Origin of the sequence: Marinomonas shanghaiensis, from assembly GCF_003259175.1 — a bacterium.
Lineage (GTDB): Bacteria > Pseudomonadota > Gammaproteobacteria > Pseudomonadales > Marinomonadaceae > Marinomonas > Marinomonas shanghaiensis.
The window spans coordinates 132919-157931 of record NZ_QGOK01000007.1 but is presented as its reverse complement, the minus strand read 5'-3'; the positions used below and the strand labels follow the sequence as shown (position 1 = coordinate 157931).

22 protein-coding genes are annotated in these 25013 nt (G+C 44.6%); 14 read left to right on the top strand and 8 right to left on the bottom strand.

Going from position 1 to position 25013, the window contains the following annotated elements; translation table 11 throughout:
- Window positions 1–95 precede the first annotated feature (95 nt).
- Entirely contained in the window at window positions 96–4004 is a 3909-nt protein-coding gene (locus DKT73_RS07665) for an NACHT domain-containing antiphage protein EruA (protein ID WP_111637973.1), read from the top strand.
- Window positions 4005–4124: 120 nt separating this feature from the next.
- On the opposite strand, the gene fic is transcribed toward DKT73_RS07665, so the two are convergent.
- The 5 genes from fic to DKT73_RS07640 form a co-directional block, all read right to left on the bottom strand.
- The gene (gene fic / locus DKT73_RS07660) at window positions 4125–5237 is read right to left on the bottom strand and encodes a protein adenylyltransferase Fic (RefSeq protein WP_111637972.1); all 1113 of its coding nucleotides are present in this window, start codon (window positions 5235–5237) and stop codon (window positions 4125–4127) included.
- Between the two features lie 203 nt (window positions 5238–5440).
- Window positions 5441–6691, bottom strand: a complete 1251-nt coding sequence (locus DKT73_RS07655; protein ID WP_111637971.1) for a type II toxin-antitoxin system HipA family toxin — start codon at window positions 6689–6691, stop codon at window positions 5441–5443.
- The gene (locus tag DKT73_RS07650) at window positions 6688–6993 is read right to left on the bottom strand and encodes a transcriptional regulator (protein ID WP_111637970.1); all 306 of its coding nucleotides are present in this window, start codon (window positions 6991–6993) and stop codon (window positions 6688–6690) included. The genes DKT73_RS07655 and DKT73_RS07650 overlap by 4 nt, the downstream gene beginning before the upstream one ends.
- A gap of 151 nt (window positions 6994–7144) precedes the next feature.
- Window positions 7145–7441 carry a helix-turn-helix domain-containing protein gene (locus tag DKT73_RS07645; RefSeq protein ID WP_111637969.1) on the bottom strand — a complete coding sequence of 99 codons (297 nt, stop codon included), beginning with the start codon at window positions 7439–7441 and terminating at the stop codon, window positions 7145–7147.
- A 108-nt stretch (window positions 7442–7549) separates the two neighbouring features.
- Window positions 7550–8437, bottom strand: coding sequence for a LysR family transcriptional regulator (locus DKT73_RS07640; RefSeq protein WP_111637968.1), 888 nt, complete (start codon window positions 8435–8437; stop codon window positions 7550–7552).
- Between the two features lie 96 nt (window positions 8438–8533).
- Between DKT73_RS07640 and DKT73_RS07635 the strand changes: the two genes are divergently transcribed.
- From DKT73_RS07635 to DKT73_RS07625, 3 genes are all read left to right on the top strand, one after another.
- Window positions 8534–8851: a DMT family transporter gene (locus tag DKT73_RS07635; RefSeq protein WP_111637967.1), complete on the top strand. Its 318-nt coding sequence runs from the start codon at window positions 8534–8536 to the stop codon at window positions 8849–8851.
- Between the two features lie 95 nt (window positions 8852–8946).
- A complete protein-coding gene (locus DKT73_RS07630; protein WP_198666567.1) occupies window positions 8947–9876 on the top strand; it encodes a LysR family transcriptional regulator in 930 nt (309 codons plus the stop codon).
- A 74-nt stretch (window positions 9877–9950) separates the two neighbouring features.
- Window positions 9951–10565: a LysE family translocator gene (locus tag DKT73_RS07625; RefSeq protein ID WP_111637966.1), complete on the top strand. Its 615-nt coding sequence runs from the start codon at window positions 9951–9953 to the stop codon at window positions 10563–10565.
- A 23-nt stretch (window positions 10566–10588) separates the two neighbouring features.
- Here DKT73_RS07625 and DKT73_RS07620 read toward each other — a convergent pair whose 3' ends face one another.
- Window positions 10589–11398 (bottom strand): AraC family transcriptional regulator, encoded by an 810-nt coding sequence (locus DKT73_RS07620; protein WP_232827813.1) that lies wholly within the window; start codon window positions 11396–11398, stop codon window positions 10589–10591.
- Between the two features lie 95 nt (window positions 11399–11493).
- Here DKT73_RS07620 and DKT73_RS07615 point away from each other — a divergent pair, with 95 nt between their 5' ends.
- The 5 genes from DKT73_RS07615 to DKT73_RS07595 all read left to right on the top strand — a co-directional run bounded on the left by DKT73_RS07615 (window position 11494) and on the right by DKT73_RS07595 (window position 16318).
- A complete protein-coding gene (locus tag DKT73_RS07615) occupies window positions 11494–12711 on the top strand; it encodes an MFS transporter (RefSeq protein WP_232827812.1) in 1218 nt (405 codons plus the stop codon).
- 86 nt (window positions 12712–12797) lie between these two features.
- Window positions 12798–13421 carry a guanylate kinase gene (gene gmk, locus DKT73_RS07610; protein WP_111637963.1) on the top strand — a complete coding sequence of 208 codons (624 nt, stop codon included), beginning with the start codon at window positions 12798–12800 and terminating at the stop codon, window positions 13419–13421.
- A gap of 57 nt (window positions 13422–13478) precedes the next feature.
- Window positions 13479–13703 carry a DNA-directed RNA polymerase subunit omega gene (gene rpoZ / locus DKT73_RS07605; RefSeq protein ID WP_111637962.1) on the top strand — a complete coding sequence of 75 codons (225 nt, stop codon included), beginning with the start codon at window positions 13479–13481 and terminating at the stop codon, window positions 13701–13703.
- 61 nt (window positions 13704–13764) lie between these two features.
- Window positions 13765–15882, top strand: a complete 2118-nt coding sequence (locus tag DKT73_RS07600) for a RelA/SpoT family protein (protein WP_111637961.1) — start codon at window positions 13765–13767, stop codon at window positions 15880–15882.
- A gap of 49 nt (window positions 15883–15931) precedes the next feature.
- On the top strand, window positions 15932–16318 hold the full coding sequence (locus tag DKT73_RS07595) for a deaminase RidA (protein WP_111637960.1): 387 nt from the start codon (window positions 15932–15934) through the stop codon (window positions 16316–16318).
- 296 nt (window positions 16319–16614) lie between these two features.
- On the opposite strand, the gene DKT73_RS07590 is transcribed toward DKT73_RS07595, so the two are convergent.
- A complete protein-coding gene (locus DKT73_RS07590) occupies window positions 16615–17460 on the bottom strand; it encodes an NAD-dependent epimerase/dehydratase family protein (protein ID WP_111637959.1) in 846 nt (281 codons plus the stop codon).
- 182 nt (window positions 17461–17642) lie between these two features.
- On the opposite strand from DKT73_RS07590, the gene DKT73_RS07585 reads away from it, so the two are divergent.
- The 3 genes from DKT73_RS07585 (at window position 17643) to DKT73_RS07575 (ending at window position 21582) form a co-directional block, all read left to right on the top strand.
- Window positions 17643–18548 carry a hydrogen peroxide-inducible genes activator gene (locus tag DKT73_RS07585; protein ID WP_111637958.1) on the top strand — a complete coding sequence of 302 codons (906 nt, stop codon included), beginning with the start codon at window positions 17643–17645 and terminating at the stop codon, window positions 18546–18548.
- A 71-nt stretch (window positions 18549–18619) separates the two neighbouring features.
- Window positions 18620–20701 (top strand): ATP-dependent DNA helicase RecG, encoded by a 2082-nt coding sequence (gene recG / locus DKT73_RS07580; protein ID WP_111637957.1) that lies wholly within the window; start codon window positions 18620–18622, stop codon window positions 20699–20701.
- 206 nt (window positions 20702–20907) lie between these two features.
- Window positions 20908–21582, top strand: a complete 675-nt coding sequence (locus tag DKT73_RS07575) for a ComEA family DNA-binding protein (RefSeq protein WP_111637956.1) — start codon at window positions 20908–20910, stop codon at window positions 21580–21582.
- A 30-nt stretch (window positions 21583–21612) separates the two neighbouring features.
- Here the strand turns inward: DKT73_RS07575 and lrp are convergent, their stop codons facing one another.
- Window positions 21613–22089, bottom strand: a complete 477-nt coding sequence (gene lrp, locus DKT73_RS07570) for a leucine-responsive transcriptional regulator Lrp (RefSeq protein WP_111637955.1) — start codon at window positions 22087–22089, stop codon at window positions 21613–21615.
- Between the two features lie 611 nt (window positions 22090–22700).
- Here lrp and DKT73_RS07565 point away from each other — a divergent pair.
- A complete protein-coding gene (locus tag DKT73_RS07565) occupies window positions 22701–23723 on the top strand; it encodes an amino acid ABC transporter substrate-binding protein (RefSeq protein ID WP_111637954.1) in 1023 nt (340 codons plus the stop codon).
- A gap of 107 nt (window positions 23724–23830) precedes the next feature.
- Entirely contained in the window at window positions 23831–25003 is a 1173-nt protein-coding gene (locus DKT73_RS07560) for an amino acid ABC transporter permease (RefSeq protein WP_111637953.1), read from the top strand.
- Window positions 25004–25013: the final 10 nt, after the last annotated feature.

The window sequence follows — 25013 nt, the reverse complement described above, 5'->3', positions numbered from 1 at the left end:
AAACTGTCTCATTTATCTTGTTCCTACTCAACTTCGTTAAGCAATAACTGCTAAGATCATATAAATCAAATACTTCTATAGGCAAAGGATAACTAATGCCCGAAATTTCTATTCCTCGCACATTTTGGTATGACACCGAAGACAAAAGACTAGAACTCTATCAAGCAGAGCTTCTTGATAGAGAAGAGCCGCTGATTATTCTGGGTGAGGCAGGAATGGGGAAAAGCCATCTTTTAAAGCAGTTAGCGCAGTCAGACACCTGTGTTCTTTGTACTGCAAAAAGGCTAATTGCAAGCCAACAACCAGAAAGTATTATTGGTGATGCAACCATTCTAGTAATCGATGCATTAGATGAAGTCAGCGCTAAAAACGATGGTGACGCGTTAGATAAGGTTCTATCTAAGTTAGAGCTGCTTGGAAACCCTAGATTCATTTTGTCTTGCCGAGCAGCAGAATGGCAAAACGCTACAGGCACTTCGTTAATCAAAGAATTTTACAACACCGCACCTCTCGCACTTCATATTAAATCATTACAAGACCCTGAAATTCTAGAATACTTAGGTAGTAACCTAGATAACGAAAGAGCGTTATTTGTTTTGGAACATTTTAAAGGGCTTGGCTTAGAGGAATTACTTGGTAATCCTCAAACTCTAAGCATGATTGAAAAAATATCCATGGATGACCATCTTCCAGAAAGCAAAAGCGAAGTTTACAAATTAGCAGTCGAGAAGTTAGCAACAGAACATAATGACAAGAAAGAAACTGGACAGCTGGCAGAAACTAACATTATAGATACTGCGGGAGCGGCATTTGCAGGTCTTATACTGACAGGCAAAGAAGGTATTTCACGTAAGGCAGTAGCAAATACGGCAAAAAGTGATGTATGTCTTGTAGACTTAGGCATTTTATCCAATGTAGAAAACTTAAAAAAAGTAACCAACTCAAGACTATTTATTGCTATTGGAGACGATAGATTTAGTTATATTCACCGAAGTATTGGTGAATATTTAGGTGCTAGATGGTTAGCAAAGCAAGCGAACACAGCAAGAAAAAGACGTCGTTTACTAGCCATATTTCAATCCTATGGTGTTGTACCTGCCAACTTACGTGGCATTCATGCATGGTTAAGCCAAGATCATGAACTTGCATCAAATGTACTTAGTGTTGACCCAATGGGCGTTATTGAATACAGCGGCACAGACAATCTATCCCCTAACCAGTCTAATATACTACTTGATGCGCTTATCAAGTTGGCAAACGACAACCCGAACTTCACAGGATGGAAATCTTACTCAGCCAAAGGTCTAATTAATCAAAAATCTGCTGAAAAATCACTTTCTTTAATCGCTTATAAATCCACACCGTTTGCGCTGCGTATATTGCTTTTAGAGGCTTTTCAAGACTCACCACTGGCTGAAAGCTACGACCAACTGTTCAATAATTTATCTTTCGATACTTCTGAATATTTTGCCATTAGAAGTGCAGCTTTAAATCTTTTAGCAAATATAAGAAATAAAGAAAATTGGCTAAATATAGCCAAAAATCTTGCTGATTTAGAAGACAACGATTCATTGCGATTAGCTGAAGAGTTTATTAATACCATCAACTTTGAAAGTATTGATGATGAGCTCATTGTTAATTTAACAATCAAGTATGCCCAGTCCCATGACAATACCGCATTAAAATTCTATTCATTGGCTAGAAATCTTCCTATTGAAAGAATCTCTAACACTCTAGATCAGTTTTCAGAAAAGTTATCCACTCTAGGAGAGTGGTACGAAAGATCAGGGCATGATGATATGGCAGATCTAGTTTGTACTCTACTTTGCCGGCTTATAGCAAAAGGAGAAATATATCTAGAAAAAATGTGGTATTGGCTAACGTCAATCCAACCTCAAACACAAAGTAGAAGAGATTCAGAAAAGCTCACTCTGTTAATCGAAGAAAAAAGTCTACGTACCAGCATTCATGTTTTCGCTTTCCTATCGAAACCAAATACCAATATACGAGAACAAAGCCGGCTATTGCAACATTCGTTTCCAGCATTAGGTGTCAATGAAAACGACGTAATTACTTTACTTGGGCACCTTAACCCATTCGATAAAAACGACACACGTTGGCGCGACTTATTGCTCCTTTGTTACCACAATGGTGTGAGTGGAGAAAAAGTACGTGAAGCAGCACAAGAATTTGCAAAGCAATATTATGGAGACTTAACTTGGCTTAATGAGCTTGCCAATCCACCTCTAACTGAATGGGAAGAAACTCAAACCCTGAGAATCGAATTAGATGAAGCAAAAAAAGCAGCCCGTCATAAGCAACATAGAGAAGAATACTCAGAAAAAATTCAAGAGTTGATAAAGGGAGAGTTTAGCTGGCTAGTTAACCCTGCGCGCGCTTATCTAAGAATGTTTAATGATATTGAACAAGACCTTCCTGCCCATAAACGCGTAGTGGACTGGCTTGGAGATGATATTTCTAAAGCTGCACTATCTGGCTTTGAAACTTACCTCAAAAGTAATCTCTTTGAGCCTGACACGATAGCCAAAACACATTTAGAAAATAAGCGCTATGATGCTGAATTTATCTTCATTGCTGCAATCGCTGAGCGCTTAAGAAAAGGCCAAGTCTTAAACGATTTAAGCGATAAATGTTTGTTGGTCTGCTTATTTTCACATTGGGGAAGTCTAGTCTCTGTTGACTATGCAAAAATAGGTGATATTGGACAATACTTAGAACAGGAAGTAATAAATAGAAATTTAATAAAAAGTGCGTATCAGCGCTATGTTGAACCACAACTACAAGCCAATAAAACTTCAATTCACTGCCTGTATAAATTACTACGAGATGAGAATCTATCTAACATTGCCTGCGAACTAACATCTAACTGGCTATTGAATTTCCCAAACTTATCTTCAGAAACCGAAATAGCACTCTTAAAAAAGCTCATTAATTCTGGTCATAACTCAACAGTTCTAACCTTTTTAAAGCGAATCTCAGAAACTGAAAGTATTGAGCAACAAAGAAACAGGTTAGCAGCTCGGCTCATAGTTGATTTTGAAGTGGTAAAAAGTGAAATAGAAGAATCAGTGGAAGCTGAATTACTTTGGAATATTCAAGACTTATTACCAAAAAACAACACACCGAAACTTACAGCTTGGATTATCAAATCATTTAGAAATTTGTGGCCTATACATGATTATCCAGTTGGAGGTTGGTCTGGGAGATCTAATAAATGGGATGCAAGTAAGTTTATTTCTAACCTTATCAATCAACTCGCTACTAACACTTCAGACGAAGTAATACAGGCTCTTCACAACCTAAGGGATCAGGGAGAGGATGGCTATTCCAATCAAATAAAGAGTGTTATCGCCGAACAGAATCAACGTATCGTAGAGCAACGATTTATTCTTCCAGACTTAAAAACCATCAAAGCCATAATAGACGACAGCACACCGACCACTATAGATGATTTGCAGTCTTACTTAATTGAAGAGCTTGCTGTCGTTCAGGCAAAAATAAAGGCAGATGACATAGAGTCTTGGCAAGGTTTCTATGATGACAATAAAGAGCCCTACAAAGAAGAACGGTGTCGCGATCATTTATTAGGCTTATTACGTCAAAATATTAACGACATTGATCTCGTACCCGAAAGTCATGTTGCGAGCGATAAAGAAGTCGATATTACCTGCTCTGTTACTGGAGGAATAAGACTACCTATCGAAATAAAAGGTCAGTGGCATAAAGACTTGTGGACAGCCGCAGATAAACAACTAGATACGCTCTACACAACAGACCATCAAGCACAGGGCTGTGGAGTTTATTTGGTCTTATGGTTTGGTTTAGGCTCATCTAAGAAACTAAAAAACCGAGGAAAAGGCAAAGAACAACCTATGACAGCAAGCGAGCTACAGAAGATGCTCGAAGAAGATTGCTTAGCAGCTAAACATGGCCGCATAAAAATAGTTGTGATCGATATTGAGCGAAGCCAACAAACCAAATAAGCCTTCTAAATCAGCTCAAAAATTAATCGTCCAACTTCTTCAATAGACGTTGGCATGCAAAGATTTACCAAAGCAGCAAAAAGTCACTCTCCCAGCTCTAGTGATGCACTAGCCCAAACCTCACTCTGCATCATAAGCTCTCACGTCATTGCCATCTTGCGTCATAAGCTGCATCAGCTTTGGGTGAACGAATAGCTTTTCCTTGCCTACTGACACTTCTTTTAACACGCCAATGTCTGTAAGTTTTTTTAGGTAAGTCGAGGCGGTTTGTCGCTTGGCGATGTCTTTTTCGACTAGGTTATTAATACGGCAATAGGGTTGTTCGAATATGAGTTGAACAAGCTCATAACTGTATATTTTTGGTAGCTGGTCGCGGATATAGTCTGCGGTGATGTCGATCAACTCTTTAATAGCGGCGATTTTTTTACACGTCCAAAGGCAAGTTTGCTCTACACCTTGCAAGATAAAGAGTAACCAATTCTGCCAATGTTGCTCACGAGTAACTTGGTTAAGAAGTCGATAGTAGTCTTGCTTGTTCTGCACGATATAACGGCTTAAATATAAGATTGGCAGGCTGAGCAGTTTTTGCTCAATCAGAAACAGTACATTCAAGATCCGTCCGGTTCGGCCATTGCCATCGTAAAAAGGATGAATCGCTTCAAATTGATAGTGACTCACTGCCATTTTAATCAGAGGGTCTATGTCATTTTCGTCGTGTAAAAATTTTTCCCAATTGGCCAGCAAGCCACGAATAACGTCTTCACCAACAGGTGGAGTATAAACAATCTCGCCTGTTGTTTGGTTGCCAATGATAGTCCCTGGGACTTTACGAATATCCATATCCGTATTTTTCAAGGTGCTGCACACTTCAACGGCGGTATTACTGCATAAGGGTCTACGAGTCAGTTGTTTAAAACCTTGATTCAGTGCCGTTCGGTAGCGCAATGCCTCCTTAGTGGCATGGTCAGCCCCTGTGTCTTCTTGTGCATATTGGAATAACTGATCAGTCGTCGTGACGATGTTCTCTATTTCAGAGCTGTCTTTTGCTTCTAAGAGAGGTAGCAAATTGATCAACATGCCCTGATTCGGAAGTAATTCTCCCGCTTGTTTTAGCTCTGCCAATGCGGCTCTCGCACTAATGCAGGCTTTAAGCACGACTCTTGTTTCTATCAAATCAATATTGGGAGGAAGTGGCGGCAACTGGTTATATGGCTGATCAGCACGAAAACTCATGTTTAAATTCCTCAACAATTTCGACATATCTCTATTTCTTTTGTAGCTTATGTCGATGCCATCGACATATCAAGATATCATGTTGAAATTCTCTCACTTTTTCGACATGAAAAGAGCAAATCCTTATGACGTGTCTATTTTTTCGTGTTTTTTATACATGACCCAACAGACATCTGCTTGCCTATGTCTCCTATAAACCGCTCTCAAACATTAAACGCTTCATGTTTGGCAAGTTGCTCGCTGCGACGAATACCGATCTGGTTGGCGATGCTTTGCCAGTGCTTCACGGCACCAAGCACTTCATCGTAAATTCGGGTCGCTTCGTCGCGGTCGAGGCGGAAGAAGTCGATCACGTCGAATGCTAAGCGGTAGTCAAGTTCGTTAGAGGTATCGGTAATGTTTAAGTGCAAGCCTTGCTTACCAACAATAGGGTTCAGGTCATAAGCGGGTGACAGTTTCCAACCTTTATTTGTCAGTAAGAATCCGTGATTTCTTAAATGATCGTCTGTATTAGAAACCGCAATATTAAACACAATTCTGCGCCAGAGTTGGGCTAGGTCGGTTTTGGTTTGCGATCCGCTGGTTGTTAAGAATTCTGCAATTTCTAAGTAGCTTGCGCCGTCTGAATATTCTCCATCATAGTATTGTAGCTGCGTCATAGCGGAGGAAAAATGCACTCGCTGCGCGCCAATTCGGTCAAACCGTTTGGTGATAAAAGTATGATGTTCAGAGGAGTATCGGCGTATTTCACTGGGAAACATCTCTACGCCAGCCGCTTGAGCCAGTTCGTAGCAGAGCATTTCCCAAGCCCCCACATCGAAAGCATCACTTTGATTGGGAAATTTGGCAATCCAGAGGTGATCATTCTCGTCCTTCACGCACGCTTTTGGTCTCGCACCGCCTAAAGAGGAACCGGGAGAAATTAACATTTTTAGCCAGCGATAGTATTCATCGCTCTCAATATTGTCGTCTTTTTCTATTTGGAGAGCGGCATATTCTAACTCTCGTAGAGAAGCCATAGGCGGTGCAGCAAACTCGCTGTTGTTATCTAAAAAGTCTGTCGCACCAGCGAGTTTAAAGCGAATACCACCCATTCGATAAGAGTCATGCACACCTAACAAATAGTCTAATTCAGTGAGTCGACTCGTTGTCCGTAAGCCTTTGTTAAACTCAATGGCGGCTCGTCGCTTCATGAGAATTCGACCCCAACGATCCGGCGATGAATCCAAAAATGCGCGGAAATTTTTATCAGGTGAATCGTTATACAGTTCACCATCATGAAGCGTCAGCAGTGGATCTATCTGCAAGCGGTAATCTGATGTTAGAAAGGCTTTATCGTAAGCAAAGCTAAACACACCACCTCGGCTGCTTTCTGCGAACGTCAGCTGTCCCACTAACAAAGGCGAGTCGATAGGCATCCAATGGGCATAAACATCCACCACTCGGCGACTCATTTCACGCCCTCTAGTAATTTAATGTTTTGCAACTTAACGCCAACTTCATCATGGGCAGCAAGCGTCGAAAAATTTTCTTCCATGCCAAGTACTGACATGACTTTAATATAAGCGCCTATCGCCACACCAGGATCACCAGCAAACACTTTGTTCACTGTCTTGTTGTCAAATCCTGTGCGGTCACAAATCAATTGCTTGGTAAAACCTCGTCGTTTAGCCGCCAACAACAAATCTTCACCGAACACACGCAAGACCTTGAGTTGTTTAGGAAATAACACTCGATGCATATCTCTCTTGGGCATTTTGTTTATCCCTATTTAAAAGTAGGACTGTATTCCTATATTTTTGACTATTATGGGAATATAGTCCTACAAACAGTAAAAATCAATATTCAAGAAACGGCCCTATCTTTATAAAAATGGGACTGTATTCCTATATTTTTAACTAATGGATTTAAAAGCCATTTTTCAGCACCTCCTCAATGGACGTTGGCATGCTGGATTGATTATTTTCTGTATTTTGGGTCAACGCAAAGAGCCGCGACAGTTCATCAAGACTTTGCCAGAGCAACAATAGCTGACGAAAGGAAATCTGCCCTGTCAGTTCGAACTTTTTAATAGTAGGCGCGGGCACGCCACTGCGAGCGGCCAATGCATCACGAGACAGTTTTTCTTGCTCTCGCCGTTTACGAAGATGCGCCGCAAAAGCGTGCTGTACGTCGCTGTCGTCCAGCAGTAGGAAATGATTCATAGAAAAAATCACCAAATAAATGGATATAATAGTATCTATTTTAACCTAAATTTAGGTTTTTTGGACATTATTGTATCTAATAGGTAAATTCTTATTCTTTGACCTTGCCTACCGTTCAGCAGAAAAGGCGTTTTTTAAGGCGTCGAACAACCATTGATGGGCGGGACCACGTAAGGTGCCTTTTTTACAAACAAGGTCGACAGGAACAGACCAAGGTTTGTGGTCAAAGGTAACGTCTATCTTTTGCAATAAGCCCGTTTGCACAAAAGGCTGAACCAAGGACAAAGGTAGGTAAGCCCAGCCGATTTGCTGTTTCACCAATTCCAATACGCTGTAGTTGCTTGAACACCACCAGGCATTTGGGGTCATGCTAATGAGTACTTGGGATTCTCGCTTTTGTTGGCCTCTGACGGCAATTTGCCGATAGGGCATTAAGTCCGATTCCGAGAGTCTTCGCATCGCCGCTAAGGGAAAATCCGCATGACATACGGCCACAAAGTCGACGCTGCCCACGTAACAGAAATCCACTTGTTTGTTGGCTTCCACTTCTGAAAACATCACGCCAATATCCGCGTTGCCATCTTTCACCATAGCAATCACATCAGGAGACGCCAGAGACACTAGATCGATCTCTACATGAGAAAAGGTGCGCGCAAATAACGCCAAAATAGCGCTCAAATACGGTGTGAGCAGAGCATCGTCAACGGCCATCGTTAACGCGCCTTCTTCATGGCGCGTAATGGATTCGGCAATTTTTTCGAATTCATAAGACTGTGCCAATAAGGCTTTCGCGCTACGCAGTAAGCGCTCCCCTTCTGGCGTGAGTTTGGGGCTACGAGAGGTGCGATCAAACAATTCGACACCCAAGTCTATTTCTAAATTGTTAATCCCGTGACTCACCGCCGATTGCACCTTACCGAGCTTTCTTGCGCAGGCGGAAAAGGAACCCAGCTCGGCAGACAACACCAGCATATTAATTTGTTCTAGACTCAACATATGAATTTTTTCGATGGTTATTAACTTTTAAATATCATAATTATTGATAGTCTAGCCTGCAAATTACATTGTCTTCAACATAATAAGGAGTGAGGCATGAGTTGGTTATATTTGTTGTTGGCAGGGTTAACGGAAATTGGTTGGCCTGTTGGGCTAAAAATGGCGCAATCTGGCGGCTCAAAAGCACTGGGCATCGCCATGGCGGTGGGGTTTATGGCCGTCAGTGGCACTTTGCTTTGGTTGGCACAAAAAGAGATCCCCATGGGCACCGCCTATGCCGTCTGGACAGGCATCGGTGCGTCAGGCACGTTTTTAGTGGGTATTTGGTTTTATGGCGACCCGACCTCTTTGCTGCGTTATATGGGCGTGTTGCTGATTATTCTTGGCGTGGTCGTGTTAAAGTTTGCCCATTAAGCTGTTTGACCATTAAGCTGAGCAATCCACCTTGCGTTATGATGGGTAAAGCCAAACAATAAACCGACCACGCTTCAGCCTGTGAGCCTATCGAGATGATCCACCGTGTTAACCTAAATTTGTTGCGTTCGTTGAAGGTACTGCTGGAAGAGCGGCATGTTAGCCACGCGGCCGATCAGTTGAACCTAACACAATCCGCGGTGAGTCGTCAGCTTAGTCAGCTCAGGCATTTATTTGCGGATCCATTGCTCATTCGCGAAGGCAATAGCCTGATTCCCACACCCAAAGCATTGCAGCTGCAGGCTAAATTGGCGCATTGGTTTCTGGAACTGGATGATTTGCTGGTGGAAGAGACGTTCGAACCAGCAAAATGGCATAGCGAATTTGTGCTGTCCTCCAGTGATTATGTGGCCCAGTATATTTTGCCTGACATTGTCGAGGCCTTGGCGGCACAAGCGCCAAATGTCTCACTACAATATCGTTTATGGCAGCCGGATTTATTATCTCAGCTTGCCACCTCAGATATTCAGTTGGCATCCAGCATGTCACCGGTGCAGCCAAAAGGCGTGTCTTCAATTCAAATAGGCGAAGACTTCCCGGTGTGTGTGATGAGTGATGCTCACCCTTTGGCAACGCAGGACACTCTCAGCATCGCAGATCTACTCGCCTACGCTCATATTAAAGTGATCGGTGGTGGTGACAAAGACAGTTACGTTGATGAGGCGTTAGCCAAGCTAGAAAAACAGCGACGCTTTGCGCTGAAGGTGCCTTTTTTTTACGCAGCAGCACAATCACTGTGTCAAAGCCAGCACCTTTTGGTGATTCCAGAACACATTGCTCGCAATTTGAAAAACCACTTTTCACTGATCTATAAACCACTTTCCATAACAACTCCACGTCATAAGTACTGGCTCATTTGGCATGCAAAATACGACAATGACCCTTCTCATCTGTGGATGAGAAGCCTCGTTTTGCAGGTGATGTCAAAAGCCGCTTACTCCATTGGCTATGATCTAAGATCATAACCATCATGAGAAAAGATGATTTCATATAATATCAATAGCTTGCTAATCTGCTTCAATCATTAAGGAGCAAGCGTATGTCACTGTCTATTTGGTTTTCCCTATTTACCATTTGTTTGCTTGGTGCTATCTCACCAGGTCCGAGTCTCGCTATGGTCATCAAGCACAGTTTGGCGGGTGGTCGAATCAACGGTTTAGCCACGTCATGGGCTCACGCCACGGGCATTGGCTTGTATGCCCTGCTTTCCATGCTTGGCTTGGCGGTAATTTTTCATCAGTTGCCTTTACTGTTTCAGATCATCAGTTACGCGGGAGCGGCGTATTTGGCCTATCTTGGTATTAATGCTCTGCGTTCCAAAGGAGGCATTGCGGCTAAGTTAGAATCAGGCACTCGCGTGAGCGTGTTTCAATCCGCCAAAGAAGGTTTTCTGGTGTCGATTTTAAGCCCCAAAATCGCCCTATTCTTTGCCGCATTATTCAGCCCTTTTGTGGCAGAAGTCCATCAAGTCAGTGGAAAAATGCTCATGGTGGCGACACCTTGGCTGGTGGATGGCCTTTGGTACACTTTGATTGCATGTCTGTTATCGAACGCGCGCTTTTTAGAAAAGTTGCGTAGCAAGGCTATGTGGATTGATCGCTTGTCTGGCTTAGCATTACTTTTCTTGGCGCTGTATATTCTCACAACAGTCTAAGCGAGTCATAACGTAACGCCTTGTCACTCCTTGCCCCAACGCTCTATCCGATATTGTCTTGGCGATTTCCCCAACGCTTTTTTAAAAAAAGTGATGAAGGCGCTGACGGAGTCGTAGCCCAGTTCTTCTGAGATGGTTTGGATGGGCAGATTAATAGCGAGCTTTTGGAGAGCCAGCACAATATGCAATTGGCTTCGCCATTGACCGAAGGTGAGTTGTACATGACGCTTGATCATCCGTGCCAGTGTCCGCTCACTCATGGCGAAGTCGCTGGCCCATTCACTTAAAGTGCGCTTTTCATTGGGTCTGGCGATGAGTTCGAGCGCAAGGCGATTCAAGATAGGCTCATCGGGAATAGGAAAATCAAACTCTTCTCGCTCTAACTGAATCAACTGATCGAGCAGGACATCCACCAGCCGATCCGTTGCTGGATCTGTCTTTTCGTAGTCTTGTCGCGTATGCAAATGCAAGATCAGCTCGCGCACAAAAGGTGTGACCGTTAAGGTGCAAGCCGCGTCTGGCAAAGACAAATCAGCACCATCCACAAACAACATACACACATCTGCATTGGGTGAAATCTGGTTGCGATGCATGACATTGCTGGGGATCCATACCGCACAACGGGGCGGTACAAGCCACATTTTGTCATCAATAAAACTGGTCACCACCCCGGTTAATGGTAAGACAAGCTGTGCTTTTTGATGATGATGCCATGGGGTTTCTTCACTGTGCGGCACCGATTGAGAACGCAAGACCAACACCCTATGTGGGTAATGATCGGCAAAGCAAAGATCCGTCAGCGATTCAAAAATGCTTTTGTCTGTATTTCGCAATTTATTGTCCAAGTCTCTCAATTCAGCAAACAGAGTAGCGCATATAATAGCGAATCAACAAGCATTCCCAATAACCTCTTTTCTAAATGGACACCATGAAACGATTACGACGATTAGCACAGCACGATGCGGCCTTTTTACTCTTGTTTATTTTTCTGGTGGCATTGAGTTTGCGCGGCCCAGTCACAGGCTTGCCACCGTTATTAGACAGGATCAGTACAGACCTCAGTCTCAGCAGCTCTCAATCCGGTTTGCTCACCAGCTTGCCCCTATTGGCGTTTGCTTTTTTTGCGCCCGTAGCGTCTTGGCTGACTCGGCATTTTACCATTGAGCGCATTCTTGCTTCGGGTGTGGGCCTGATAGCCCTTGGCATGGTAATTCGGACATTCGGTTCTATTAGCGGCCTGTACCTTGGTGCCGTGTTTATTGGCGCAGGCATTGCCATCGGTAACGTATTGTTGCCGAGCTTGCTGAAACGCGAGTTCCCAAATTACGTGGTGCAACTCACGGCCATTTATGTATTGATGATGAGCATCGGCGGCTTTTTGATGTCGAGCCTTGCGGTGCCATTAAGCCTCTATGCAGAACAACCCACTTTTCAGTTGCCGATGAGCGGCTGGTCGTTTGCTCTGGCGTGCCAAAGCCTACTGATTCTATTGCCTTTAGTGGTGTGGTTTAGCTGCAAAATCACCCAACACCAAGCGCCTCAAAACGGGAATGTCGAGGTCGCCACATCCGTTTGGCGCTCTGTCACGGCATGGCAAGTGGCCGGTTTTTTGGCCGTTAATTCGTTGATTAATTATATTGTTGTTGCTTGGGTACCGGCCATTTTAATGAGCAAGGGTTACACCGATACCACGGCGGGGCTTTATCAAGGTTATCTGCAATTAGCCGGTGCCATTCCGTCGTTAATTCTAGCGCCCTTTATCAATCGTTTGGGCAGCCATAGACGCTTATGTTTGTTTGCTACTGGGCTGACATCTTTGAGCGTAGCGGGCTTGTTATTTATTCCGAGCTGGTCAGGCCTATGGTCAGTATCGTTTGGGTTCGGCGTCAGCATGGGTTTTATTTTGGGTTTATCTTTCGTGAGCTTACGAACCCACAGCCCAAAACAAGCAGCGGCATTGTCTGGTATGGCGCAGTTAATTGGTTATACGCTAGCGGCGATTGGGCCTGTGTTAATTGGTGCTTTGTATGACATACAACAATCCTGGACCGCTCCGCTCTACATCATACTGGGTATTGGTTTACTTTGGATGGGCTTAGGCTGGATGGCGAGTCCAAAACCATCCATAAAAAATACGCGTCATTAAACGAGGAAACACAGCGAGATATAAGGTGGTGTGATATACTCATTCGTCTCTTATATCGACCCAGATTATCGGATGTAAAGACTCCTATGCACAAACATACTGGCAACTTATTTATATTGTCTGCGCCTTCTGGTGCAGGTAAGTCTTCTCTGTATAAAGCCCTGCTAAAAGCAGACGATAACGTGCGTATTTCCATTTCTCATACGACGCGCGCCCCACGTGCTGGCGAAGAGCATGGGAGAGAGTACTATTTTATCGACGATGAATCTTTTTTGGACATGATTGCAGAAGACGCTTTTTTTGAGCATGCCCAAGTGTTTGATCATTATTATGGCACTTCTAAAGCGTCTATTTTCAGTCAGTTAGAGCAGGGATTGGATGTCATTTTAGAAATAGATTGGCAAGGCGCCCGTCAAGTACGCCAACTCTACCCGGAAGCCATTGGTATCTTCATACTTCCGCCATCATTGTCATCCCTAGAAGAACGATTAAAAAAACGCGCTACCGATACGGATGATGTGATTCAGCGTCGTATGGCGAAGGCGGTCAATGAAATGTCCCATTACCACGAATACGATTTTGTGATTGTGAATGACGACTTTGATGTGGCTCTTGCAGAAATGTCGTCCATTTTTATGGCAATGCGCTCAAAAACACCTGTTATGCAGCAAAAATATGGCAATCTTATAAATGATCTCTTGTCATTGTGAGAAGCCGTTAAGTAGAATTACCCTTGGAAAAATAGATAACCGAACACAGAGGTCAAAATGGCTCGAGTTACCGTAGAAGATTGTTTAGAAAACGTTGATAACCGCTTTGAACTAGTGATGGTCGCGTCAAAACGCGCTCGTCAACTTGCTACTGGCGGCGAAGACGCAAAAGTGCCTTTAGAAGGCGACAAAGTGACTGTAGTTGCACTACGTGAAATAGCCGAAAACTTGATCAACGCTAAAAATGTTGACAAGCAAAAACGCCCATTGCACGAGTTTTAATTTCTATGGTGTCGCTCATTGCAAATTGTCGCGCTTCTTTTTTGCCAATGTGAGGTGAGCGATGTATACCATTGAAGATTTAGCACTGACCTTGAGTCAGTACTTACCTTACGAGCAAGTCTCTAAGGTAAAGCGTGCTTACTATTACGCTGAGCAAGCCCACGATGGGCAGCGACGCAAAAGTGGTGAGCCTTATGTCACCCATCCTCTCGCAGTCGCCGAAATCCTCTCGGAACTTCGGATGGATTGTGATGGTTTGACAGCCGCTTTGCTACACGATGTGATTGAAGACACAGGCATCAGCCGAGAAGCACTCACCGAGCAATTTGGTGAAGGTGTCGCGGGTCTTGTGGATGGCGTCAGCAAACTGACACATTTAGAATTTAACAGCCAAGTCGAAAAACAAGCCCATAACTTCCAAAAAATGGCCATGGCCATGGCCGATGACATTCGTGTAATTTTGGTAAAGTTGGCGGATCGTTTGCACAACATGCGCACATTGGATGCCATGCCAGCGAATAAAAAACGCCGTATCGCTCGTGAAACCCTAGATATTTATGCGCCCATCGCCAATCGCCTAGGTATGTACAATGTCAGGGTCGATCTAGAATCTCTCGCTTTCCAAGCCTATTACCCGATGCGCGCGCGCATGTTACAACGAGCCATTCATAAAAAGTATGGCCAGCAGCGCATCAAAGACACACAAAAGCTTGAAGACACCATTCGCTCAGAATTAGCCGCTGATTACATAGAAGCCAGTATCAGTGTTCGTGAAAAGCACATCTATAGTATTTATCAGAAGATGGACAAGAAACGTCGCTCTTTGGATGAAATTATGGATGTTATGGGTGTGCGCATCGTGACAGATCGTCATGATAGCTGTTATCGCATCCTTGGCGTGATTCACGCACTTTTTAAACCGATAGAAGGTCGTTTCAAAGACTATATCGCTGTGCCAAAATCCAATGGCTACCAATCTCTGCACACTACCGTATTGGGCGCCAACGGTATTCCAATGGAAATCCAGATCCGTACAGAAGAAATGGACCTGGTGGCGAATAATGGTATTGCCGCACACTGGGCTTATAAAGTCAGCGGCACATCCAACATGCCAAGCAACCACGATCGCGCTACAAAATGGGTGAAAAGCCTGTTGGAAATTCAACAAAAAGCGCGTAACCCGGTCGAATTCGTTGATAACGTGAAGAGTGATCTATTCCCCGATGAGGTGTATGTCTTCACTCCAAATGGTCAAATCATTGAGCTACCCTCTGGCGCCACGCCAGTGGATTTTGCTTATGGCGTACACACAGAAATTGGTAATACTTGTATTTCTTGTCGTATCAACCGTCGCCTAGCACCACTGAGTACACAGCTAGAAAGTGGACAGACGGTAGAAATCATTACGGCCAAAAATGCCCAACCCAATGTCGCTTGGTTGAGCTTTGCCATTACGGGTAAAGCTCGCACGAACATCCGCCATTATTTAAAAGACAAACAACGGGAAAATGCCATCTCCATTGGCTATCGCCTGCTGACTCGCTCTCTCAATGCATTTAAAACGAATGTTGAAGAGTTGACGGCGGAACAAATTGCACAGGTATTAGCAAACCACCAGCTCGCCACCATGGATGACTTACTAGAATCCATCGGTAAAGGCCGCCATGTAGGCTATCTGGTGGCCCGAGAGCTTTTCCCAAATATTGATGAAGATACCTTGGTCACGCCAAAATCCTTTAAGGTTAATGGCTCAGAAGGCATGCTGATTTCCTATGCGAAATGCTGCGCCCCTATTCCAGGCGACCCTATTGTTGGCTATGTACAAGTCGATAAAGGCATCATTATTCATCACCTTAATTGCCCGAATGTTCAGGACCATCTCTCTAGCCCTGAACGCTTTATTCATATGGCATGGGGCAAAGAAATTGAAGAAGAACTGCACATTAGTCTTATCGTGACCTACATTAATGAACGTGGTGCCGTGGCGAAAATCGCCAGTTCCATCAGCGATACCGATTTCCAAGTATCAAATCTCGATATTATTGAACGTGGCCGCGTCAGTCGCTTACGGTTAAGCATTACTATCTCCAGTCGCGTAGGCTTAGCGGATGTCATGCGTCGTATCAAAGCGGTTCGTTGTGTCGAGAAAGTCACACGAGAAACCATTGTCGGGCGTTAATGAGCCTTTATTTACTGTTTAATGACCTTCTAAAATAGGATACGTATTTATGTCAAAACAAGTCATTCACACTGAAAATGCACCCGCGGCCATCGGTCCTTATTCACAAGCCGTTCGTGCTGGTAATACCGTGTATTTGTCTGGTCAAATCCCTTTGGTACCTGAAACCATGGAAGTGATCAGCGAAGACATCGTTGAACAAACCACTCAAGTGTTTAAAAACTTACAAGCGGTTTGCGAAGCGGCAGGAGGCTCTCTTGAGAACGTGGTAAAATTCAATATCTTTATGACGGATTTGAGCAACTTCGCTACCGTAAACGAAGTGATGATGAAGTTCGTCAAACAGCCTTACCCTGCTCGCGCTGCGATGGGTGTTCGTGCTTTACCAAAAGGCGTTCAAGTAGAAATCGAAGGTATCATGGTGTTGGAAGACTAATCTCTTCAAACCCATAAAAACGCCGACTCTCCTGTCGACCGCGCTTTACCCTTAAAAAGTATGCAGACAAAAACCTAGCCCGACAAATCACGTTTTGTTGGGCTAAAGCTGCGGCCTACAAAACCCCAATCCCCTGTAGGTCGGCCTTTAGGCCGTCAAAAATCTGATCACACCAAACCAAAACTCTTGACGCGCTAAAGCACGGAACTACAAGATCGACGAAAGTCGTTTAGAGACAGCCTCCTGAGCGGGAGTGACTTGTTACAAAGGATTAACGCACTACACCGACTTACGTATCACCCGCGCGTCGCATTAAACTCACGCAATAACGCATGATAGCCGGCCACGTAACTCGGATAACGTGGCACCCAACCTTGGGACATCAAGTATTGGCCTTGAATGCGCTTACCTGAAGTGGGAACAAAGCCTCCATCGCCACTTATCGAGACGTTAGCACCAAGACACGTTGCCAACCACAGCTTTACCTCCCACATGGACACCGGTGTTTGATCGGTCACAATCACCTGTTTAGGTAAGTCTTTCCCCTCAAACGCGATGTTGGCTAATGTTACTAGAGCTGACACAACGTCGTCCCGATGAATACGGTTGGTCCAACTGTTAGCCTCCCAATCCTTTCCACTTAATACCGTCTCTAATAATCGAAAACGCCCCGGACCATAAATACCGGAACAACGCACGGTCACACTGGGAAATACTGCCGCAAGCGCTTGCTCGGTTTCGAGTAAGATTTTTGCCGTCGCCGATGCCGGAATCGCGGGCGTTGTTTCATCAACCCACTCACCTTGATTTTGTCCATATACGCTGGTGCTTGATACAAAAAACACCTGAGGCAAGGTCGCCATCTTTTTGTAACGACGAATCAATACCTGAGCGGTCTCAAAATAAGCCGCACGATACGCGTTTTCATCGCGGCCATTGGGTGTCATGATCAGAAACGCCACCTCCACGTCCGGTAACAGGTCGTCTGTCATATCAAGCAAGTTACCCGTTATTCCCTCTACGCCTTCTGGAAACTGGTTTTTTGTGCGACGAATTCCCGTCACCTGATGACCGTTTTTAACCAATTCAGCGGCCAAACCAGAACCTAAATCACCGCAACCTGCAATCAGTACCTTTGCCATTCACCTTCTCCACACCACGTAAACCCTGAGCCTTATAAGACCTTTGCCGCAATACTACGCGAAATAGTGACAGATATAACAAGGAAGAAACACTCAGTAACAAAAAAGTAACGAGTATACTTTATCAAAATATGTATTATCATAGTTATTAACAATGAAACAGCTTAAGCAAAAGGTGTGTTATGACATTAACGGAACTGAAATACATTGTAATGCTGGCAGAAAAAAAACATTTTGGCCAAGCAGCACTGGATTGCCATGTGTCGCAGCCGACTCTCAGTGTCGCCGTCAAAAAGCTGGAAGACGAACTAGGCGTGGCGATTTTTGAGCGCAGCAAAAGTTCGGTCTACGTCACACCGCTCGGGGAGCAAATTATTACCCAAGCGAAACGTGTACTGGACCAAGCCAATACCATCAAAGAACTGGCCTCTTCGGGGAAAAACCAACTAAAAGGCCCTCTCAAAGTCGGTGCTATTTTTACCATTGCCCCTTACTTGTTTCCTTTTATGATTCCGTCTTTGCACAAAATCACCTCTGGCATGCCGTTGATCATCGAAGAGGACCTCACGGAAAACTTGCGCCCTAAACTACGCAATGGTGAATTGGATGCCATTATCGTGGCACTGCCTTTTCGTGAACCGGACGTGGTGACACAGCCTATTTACGAAGAAGAGTTCATGGTGCTGATGCCAAAGTCACATCCATGGACCAGATTAACCAGCATAGACACAGATCAGCTGTCGACCGACAACCTATTACTGCTCGGCAAGGGACATTGCTTTAGCGAGCAAGTGCTTGAAGCATGTCCCTTGGTTAACGAAAGTGAATTTGGCGACGGTCGCACTATCGTGAATGGCAGCTCACTGGAAACCATTCGCTATATGGTGGCTTCAGGCTTAGGCGTCACCGTGCTGCCAAAATCGGCGGCCATGAACATTAATCATGACATGCTTGAGGTAAGACCTTTTACCGCACCCGCGCCAAAACGCACTGTGGCATTAGCATGGCGAGCGAGCTTCCCGCGCCCTAAAGCCATCGAAGCCGTTAGCCAGTCTATTCGCGATGCTTGTAAACAGCTGGACTTGTAATGCAATGGATGCGTAGAACATTAGATTGATAGACAGATTGGATTGACAGATTGGATTGACAGAGACTAGGCATGATCGATGGATTAGACACTCAGGACGTTCGTGAGCTAAAGGGCGTTGGCGATGCGATGGCAGAAAAACTGGCTAAGCTGCATTTGAACACAGTACAAGATCTGTTGTTTCACTTGCCTATTCGCTATCAAGACAGAACACGCGTGGTGCCAATAGGACAGCTGCGTTTTGGTGACGAAGCCGTTATCGAAGGCCAAGTCACGGGCGCGGAAATCAAAATGGGCAAACGTCGTAGCTTGCTGTGTCGTATCAAAGATCATACTGGTACCCTATGCCTACGTTTCTTTCACTTTTCCGCCGCACAAAAAAAACAGCTAGAGTCGGGTAAACGAGTACGTTGCTTTGGTGAAATTCGCCGGGGCAGCACAGGATTTGAAATCTATCATCCTGAATATAAGATCATTGGGGAAGAAGACACTCAAGAAGAAACCGCACAACTGACACCGATTTACCCACTGACTGACGGTTTAACACAAACGAAAATTCGTCAACTTTGCGAGCAAGCTTTGGAGCGTTTAACGCCCTATAATTTGCAAGAATGGCTGCCTGACGAGATACGCTCTCAATTCCGCCTACCGCCATTGGTTGATGCCATTCGATTTCTGCACCACCCCTCAAGAGAAGCCAATCTTGAGCTGCTGAAAACAGGCTCCCATCCAGCACAATACCGTTTATCTTTTGAAGAGCTCATGGCGCATCAGCTTTCTCTGATCGGCAAACGCATGAAAGCCAAACAAGATGTTGCGATTAAAGTACCCTCCGCGGGTGAGTTAAGCCAACAACTCTTGCAACAGTTGCCCTTTTCACCCACCCATGCGCAGCAACGGGTCTTTCAAGAAATCCTTAAGGATCTCGGCTCAGGCCATCCCATGCTGCGTTTGGTTCAGGGCGATGTAGGGTCAGGAAAAACCTTGGTAGCAGCACTGGCAGCAGCGTCAGTTGTACAAGCGGGCTATCAGGTTGCCATCATGGCGCCAACCGAAATTTTAGCCGAACAACACTATATCAACTTCACCCAATGGTTTGAGCCGCTTGGGCTTAAGGTGGCGTGGATGATCGGCAAGCTCAAAGGCAAAGCCCGTGAGAAAGAGCTCATTGATATCGCTTCTGGACAGGCTCAGATCATTGTTGGAACACACGCCTTATTTCAGGATACCGTAGAGTTTGATCGCTTAGCCTTGGCGATTATCGACGAACAGCATCGCTTTGGCGTACATCAGCGCATGGCGTTGCGTGAAAAAGGCATGAAGCATGGCTTCCAGCCTCATCAGCTCATCATGACGGCAACGCCGATTCCCCGAACCTTAGCTATGTCGGCGTATGCTGATTTGGATTGCTCCATCATTGACGAGCTACCGCCGGGGCGTACTCCGGTAAATACGATTGTGGTATCGGATCAGCGCCGACAAGAAGTAATTGATCGTGTGAAAAGCGCCTGCGAGGAAGGCAAGCAGGCTTATTGGGTTTGTACCTTGATTGAAGAGTCCGAGGCGTTGCAATGCCAAGCCGCAGAAGACACCGCCATCTTGTTGCAAGAACAGCTTGGCGGGCTTCGTATTGGCTTAGTTCATGGGCGTTTAAAAGCCCAAGAGAAAGCGGACATTATGGCGAAATTCAAAGCGGGTGAAATTCAACTACTGGTTGCCACTACGGTGATTGAGGTGGGTGTTGATGTCCCAAACTCCAGCCTAATGGTCATCGAAAATCCAGAGCGACTGGGTCTTGCACAGCTCCATCAGCTGCGCGGACGCGTGGGTCGAGGTCAGACGGCTAGCCACTGCGTATTATTGTACAAAGCGCCACTAGGGCAACAAGGTAAAGAACGACTTTCCACCATGCGTGAAACCAGCGACGGTTTTAAAATTGCTGAGAAAGACCTTGAGCTACGCGGCCCAGGAGAGCTACTCGGTACGAGGCAAACGGGCCTTTGGGAATTCAAAGTCGCAGACTTACAGCGCGATAAAGGCTTGCTGGATAACGTCCAAAAAGCCGCCGTATTGCTGCACAGTCGGTATCCGGAAGCTATTTCCCCTCTGCTATCACGATGGTTGCCCAATCATGATCAGTACTTAAATGTCTAGGCTCTACTCTGTCCTCGTGTTTTTTCTCTTCATTACGTCTTGTCCAGCGACAGCAATGACAGATAAAACCTGATATAAATAGACAAGACAACGGTATTTGCTTGCACCTGAATAAAATTTAATCAAAAATTACGCAACGCCAACAGCTCGGCATAAAGTTGATCTTAGTATTTTGTCACTTAATCGGTTCGCCAGAAGGAAAGAACATGGACTCTTTGAATCACGCCCCTCAAGACACGAATCTCGCCCTACAAGGATGTGGCTACCGAATTGAAAATGACCGTATTCTTATTTTTGTTCATCGTATTGAAAACAATAGATCAGATGAAAACCTCAGTGGCACTTTATGTTTACAGTTGAGCGCCTTTCCGAAAGGCTCAGATGATGGAACCGCACCTACCGTGCTTGCTTCAACGACAATTGGTGAAATCAAGGGGCAGCACTTTCTCGGTGATTGCTATTATGACCTGATTTTTCAACAACCTCCGGTTGGCTCTTGGGTATTAGCCTTACAACTAAGTGAGTGGAATGGAGTCGCTTATTCTCTGTGTGACTCTGTCTATTTTGAAAATCCTTATCAGAGCACCAGTTCTGCGTTTGACACTGCAGATACCGTCAACAAACAAGAAGATGTACAAGCGCCCACACCCAAAACACCAGAACAGGTCGATCGTATAAAAAAAAACATTGGCTGCTCAGATGGCTATCTCGCCATCAATAAATCAAAAGTGGACAAGCTTTTAAACGTGAAAGGTGTGCCGAAGAAAGTACTTGAAAAACTCGTGGCAGAACGGCCCTTCCATTCAGAAAAAGCCGTGCTCAACATAAAAGGCGTTGGACCAGTCATGTTAAAAAAGATAGTCAGCGAATTAACACGCTAATGTCGGCCGAGACAATCAGCGTTTATTTCTCTAGGGAATACTAACAACCGTAGTATTTTTCACTTCTTCCATGGCCACATAAGTGCGTGATTCTCGTACATGTGGCAAGGTCAACAAGGTTTCACCCAGTAAAAGACGATAAGAGTCCATATTCGACACTCGCGCTTTTAGAAGGTATTCGAAGTCACCAGCAATAAGATGACATTCCAAAATTTCGGGGATTTCAGTCACCGCCGCTTTAAATTCATTAAACCCTTCTGGAGACGTGGTCTTCAAACGAATTTCAACAAAGACAAGCAAACCCGCATCTACTTTTTTGGGATTGACCAAAGCGCAGTAGCCCGTAATATAACCATTACGTTCCAAACGACGCACCCGCTCCAAACACGGTGTCGCACTGAGCCCTACTCGACTCGCCAACTCCACATTCGATAAACGACCATTAATCTGTAATTCTCGAAGAATTTTTTTATCTAAACGGTCAAGCGGTTTTGCTGAGTTATCCATCTGATGTGGATCTCCTTTACATGACTTAATTGATAGTTAAAGGAAAGTAAAAAATACGTTTTCTAAGTCTACCACGCAGATTACAGATTATGGAAAGTGCTTTATTCATTATATTGTCTATGGGTATTCAAATTAAGCACAGAAAATCTCAGAATGGCACCAAAATGATGCAAAAATTTCATCTAGCACAAAAAAGATTCACGACTTCCGTGTCTCGCCCTATATTTGTGCGAAAAAAAACCAACATTTAATGACAGAGCCTTGTTTTTACTGCATTTAATTAAGGTAACTGCTCAACCAAACAAACGGAGAGACGACAGCCGAAATCGCTAAAAAGTGCAAAAAACAAGTATCACACACCCCTTTTCTGACATTTTATCCTTGACTCCTCCTTAAAAGAGTAATTCTATAGGGGAATGTGATGATCTTTTAGAGGAATCATCTACATATACCTAACAACAAGAATAATTAAATGTTGGCACTAAGCTTGCTTGTATTTTAATTGAATGGCTAATGAATAGTAATTCGCAGATTGCAGAATCTGACATTAAGAAGTTAGTAAGATCTAGATAACAACATATATAAAACAACCGCCTGGGAGGCTCAATATAATGAAATCGAATGTTGGTAAACTACTGTCTACAGCCGCAATCGCCGCTACAATCAGTACTGGCGCAGCAGCAGCAACGCTTGACGATGTCAAAGCAAAAGGTTTTGTTCAATGTGGCGTTAGCCAAGGTGTACCTGGTTTTTCTAATGCGGATTCAAACGGTGATTGGTCTGGTATTGACGTTGACGCTTGTCGTGCAACAGCCGCCGCTATTTTCGGCGATGCTCAGAAAGTAAAATTCACACCGCTTTCAGCTAAAGAGCGTTTCACTGCGTTACAATCTGGCGAGATCGATATTCTAGCTCGTAACACCACTTGGACTTACACTCGTGATGCGTCTTTGGGTCTAGACTTCACAGCGGTTAACTTCTATGACGGTCAAGGCTTTATGGTTCGTAAGGACCTAGGTGTTGAATCAGCGAAAGATCTTGATGGTGCAACGGTTTGTACTGAGCAAGGTACCACCACAGAATTGAACATGGCGGATTTCTTCCGTAAAAACAAATTGTCTTATGTGCCAGTTGTCGTGCAAAAAGCCGATGAAGCATTGTCTGCTTATTCATCTGGCCGTTGTGATGTCTTCACAACAGACAAATCTGGTCTAGCGGCACACCGCTCTAAACTAGCGGATCCAAGTGCACACATTATTCTTCCAGAAACGATTTCTAAAGAGCCTCTAGGTCCAGTGGTTCGCCATGGTGACAACCAGTGGAAAGACATCGTGACTTGGGCAATGTTTGTTCAAGTAAACGCGGAAGAAATGGGCATTTCTTCTAAAAACGTTGAAAAGATCAAAACCGAAACGATTGACCCTGAAATCAAACGTTTGCTAGGTGCTGAAGGCGATATGGGTGCGCAACTTGGTCTACCTGCTAGCTGGGCATATGACATCATCGCTAAAGTCGGTAACTACGGTGAAGTCTTTGAGCGTAACGTTGGTCCATCTACACCAGTAGGTCTTCCTCGTGGTATCAATAATCTATGGACTGAAGGCGGTGTAATGTACGCGCCACCAGTACGTTAATACCTAAAAGCAATCCGCTTCGGGTATTTACCCAGCGACTAGACTGTCGCTGGGTTTCTCCCCCCTTTCTTACACATCTGACGAGCATTTCATTTGCCTGAATTAAGATGAGCAATAATACAAAACCTAATAATAGCATGTTGAATGACGCGGGGACTCGTGCCCTCATTTTTCAAATATTGCTTCTAAGCATTGTGGTTTTTGTGGGTTATTTTCTTTTTACCAACCTGCAAAACAACCTAGACAACCGAGGAATATCGACTGGTTTCGCCTTTTTTAATGAACCCGCTGGTTTTCCAATTCTGATCCACCTAATCGAGTATACAGATTCTGGCACGTATGGACGCGCCTTCGCTGTCGCGTTAATCAATACCTTTGTTATTTCTCTAATCGGTATCGTACTGGCGACCATAATTGGTGTCATCGTCGGCCTTGCTCGTTTGTCCAACAACTGGCTAGTGGCAAGACTGGCAACCGTTTATGTTGAGACATTGCGTAATTTGCCATTACTCCTGCAAATGTTTTTCTGGTATTTTGCGGTTCTCGCCGCTTTACCTGCGCCAGGAGACAGCTATGAGCTTGCCGATTTTCTACTCAATAAACGAGGTATCTACTCCCCTAACCCTATTTTTCAAGACGGTTTTGGTGTGGTGGTGGCTGGTTTTATTTTGTCTATTATTGCGTCTATCGCTTTGGTGGTCTGGGCTAAAAAACGTCAAACTAAAACAGGGTTGTGGTTTCCTGCTTATTGGTCATCCCTTGGTCTGATTATCGCTATTACGTTTTTAGCCTTGATCGTTTCCGGTTTCCCTATTGAGTTTGATATCCCACAAAAGAGCCGTTTCAACGTCAGTGGTGGCATGGTACTTCCACCCGAGTTTGTTGCGGTGCTGATCGCACTATCAACCTATACAGGTGCCTTTATCGCTGAAATCGTCCGTGCGGGCATTTTGTCGGTTAACTGGGGACAAACAGAAGCAGCACGCTCACTGGGTCTACGAGATAGCCTAACGCAACGCTTGATTGTTTTACCGCAAGCGCTACGAGTGATTATCCCACCGCTCACCAGCCAATATCTCAACCTAGCGAAGAACTCGTCGTTAGGGGCAGCCATTGCTTACCCTGAGCTCGTGTCCGTGGTGATGGGAACAACCTTGAACCAAACTGGTCAAGCGATTGAAACCATTGGTTTATGTATGTTGGTTTACGGTTCATTGAGTTTAACAATTTCAATGTTCATGAACTGGTATAACAAAAAAATGTCATTAATTGAGCGCTAGGAGGCAGATC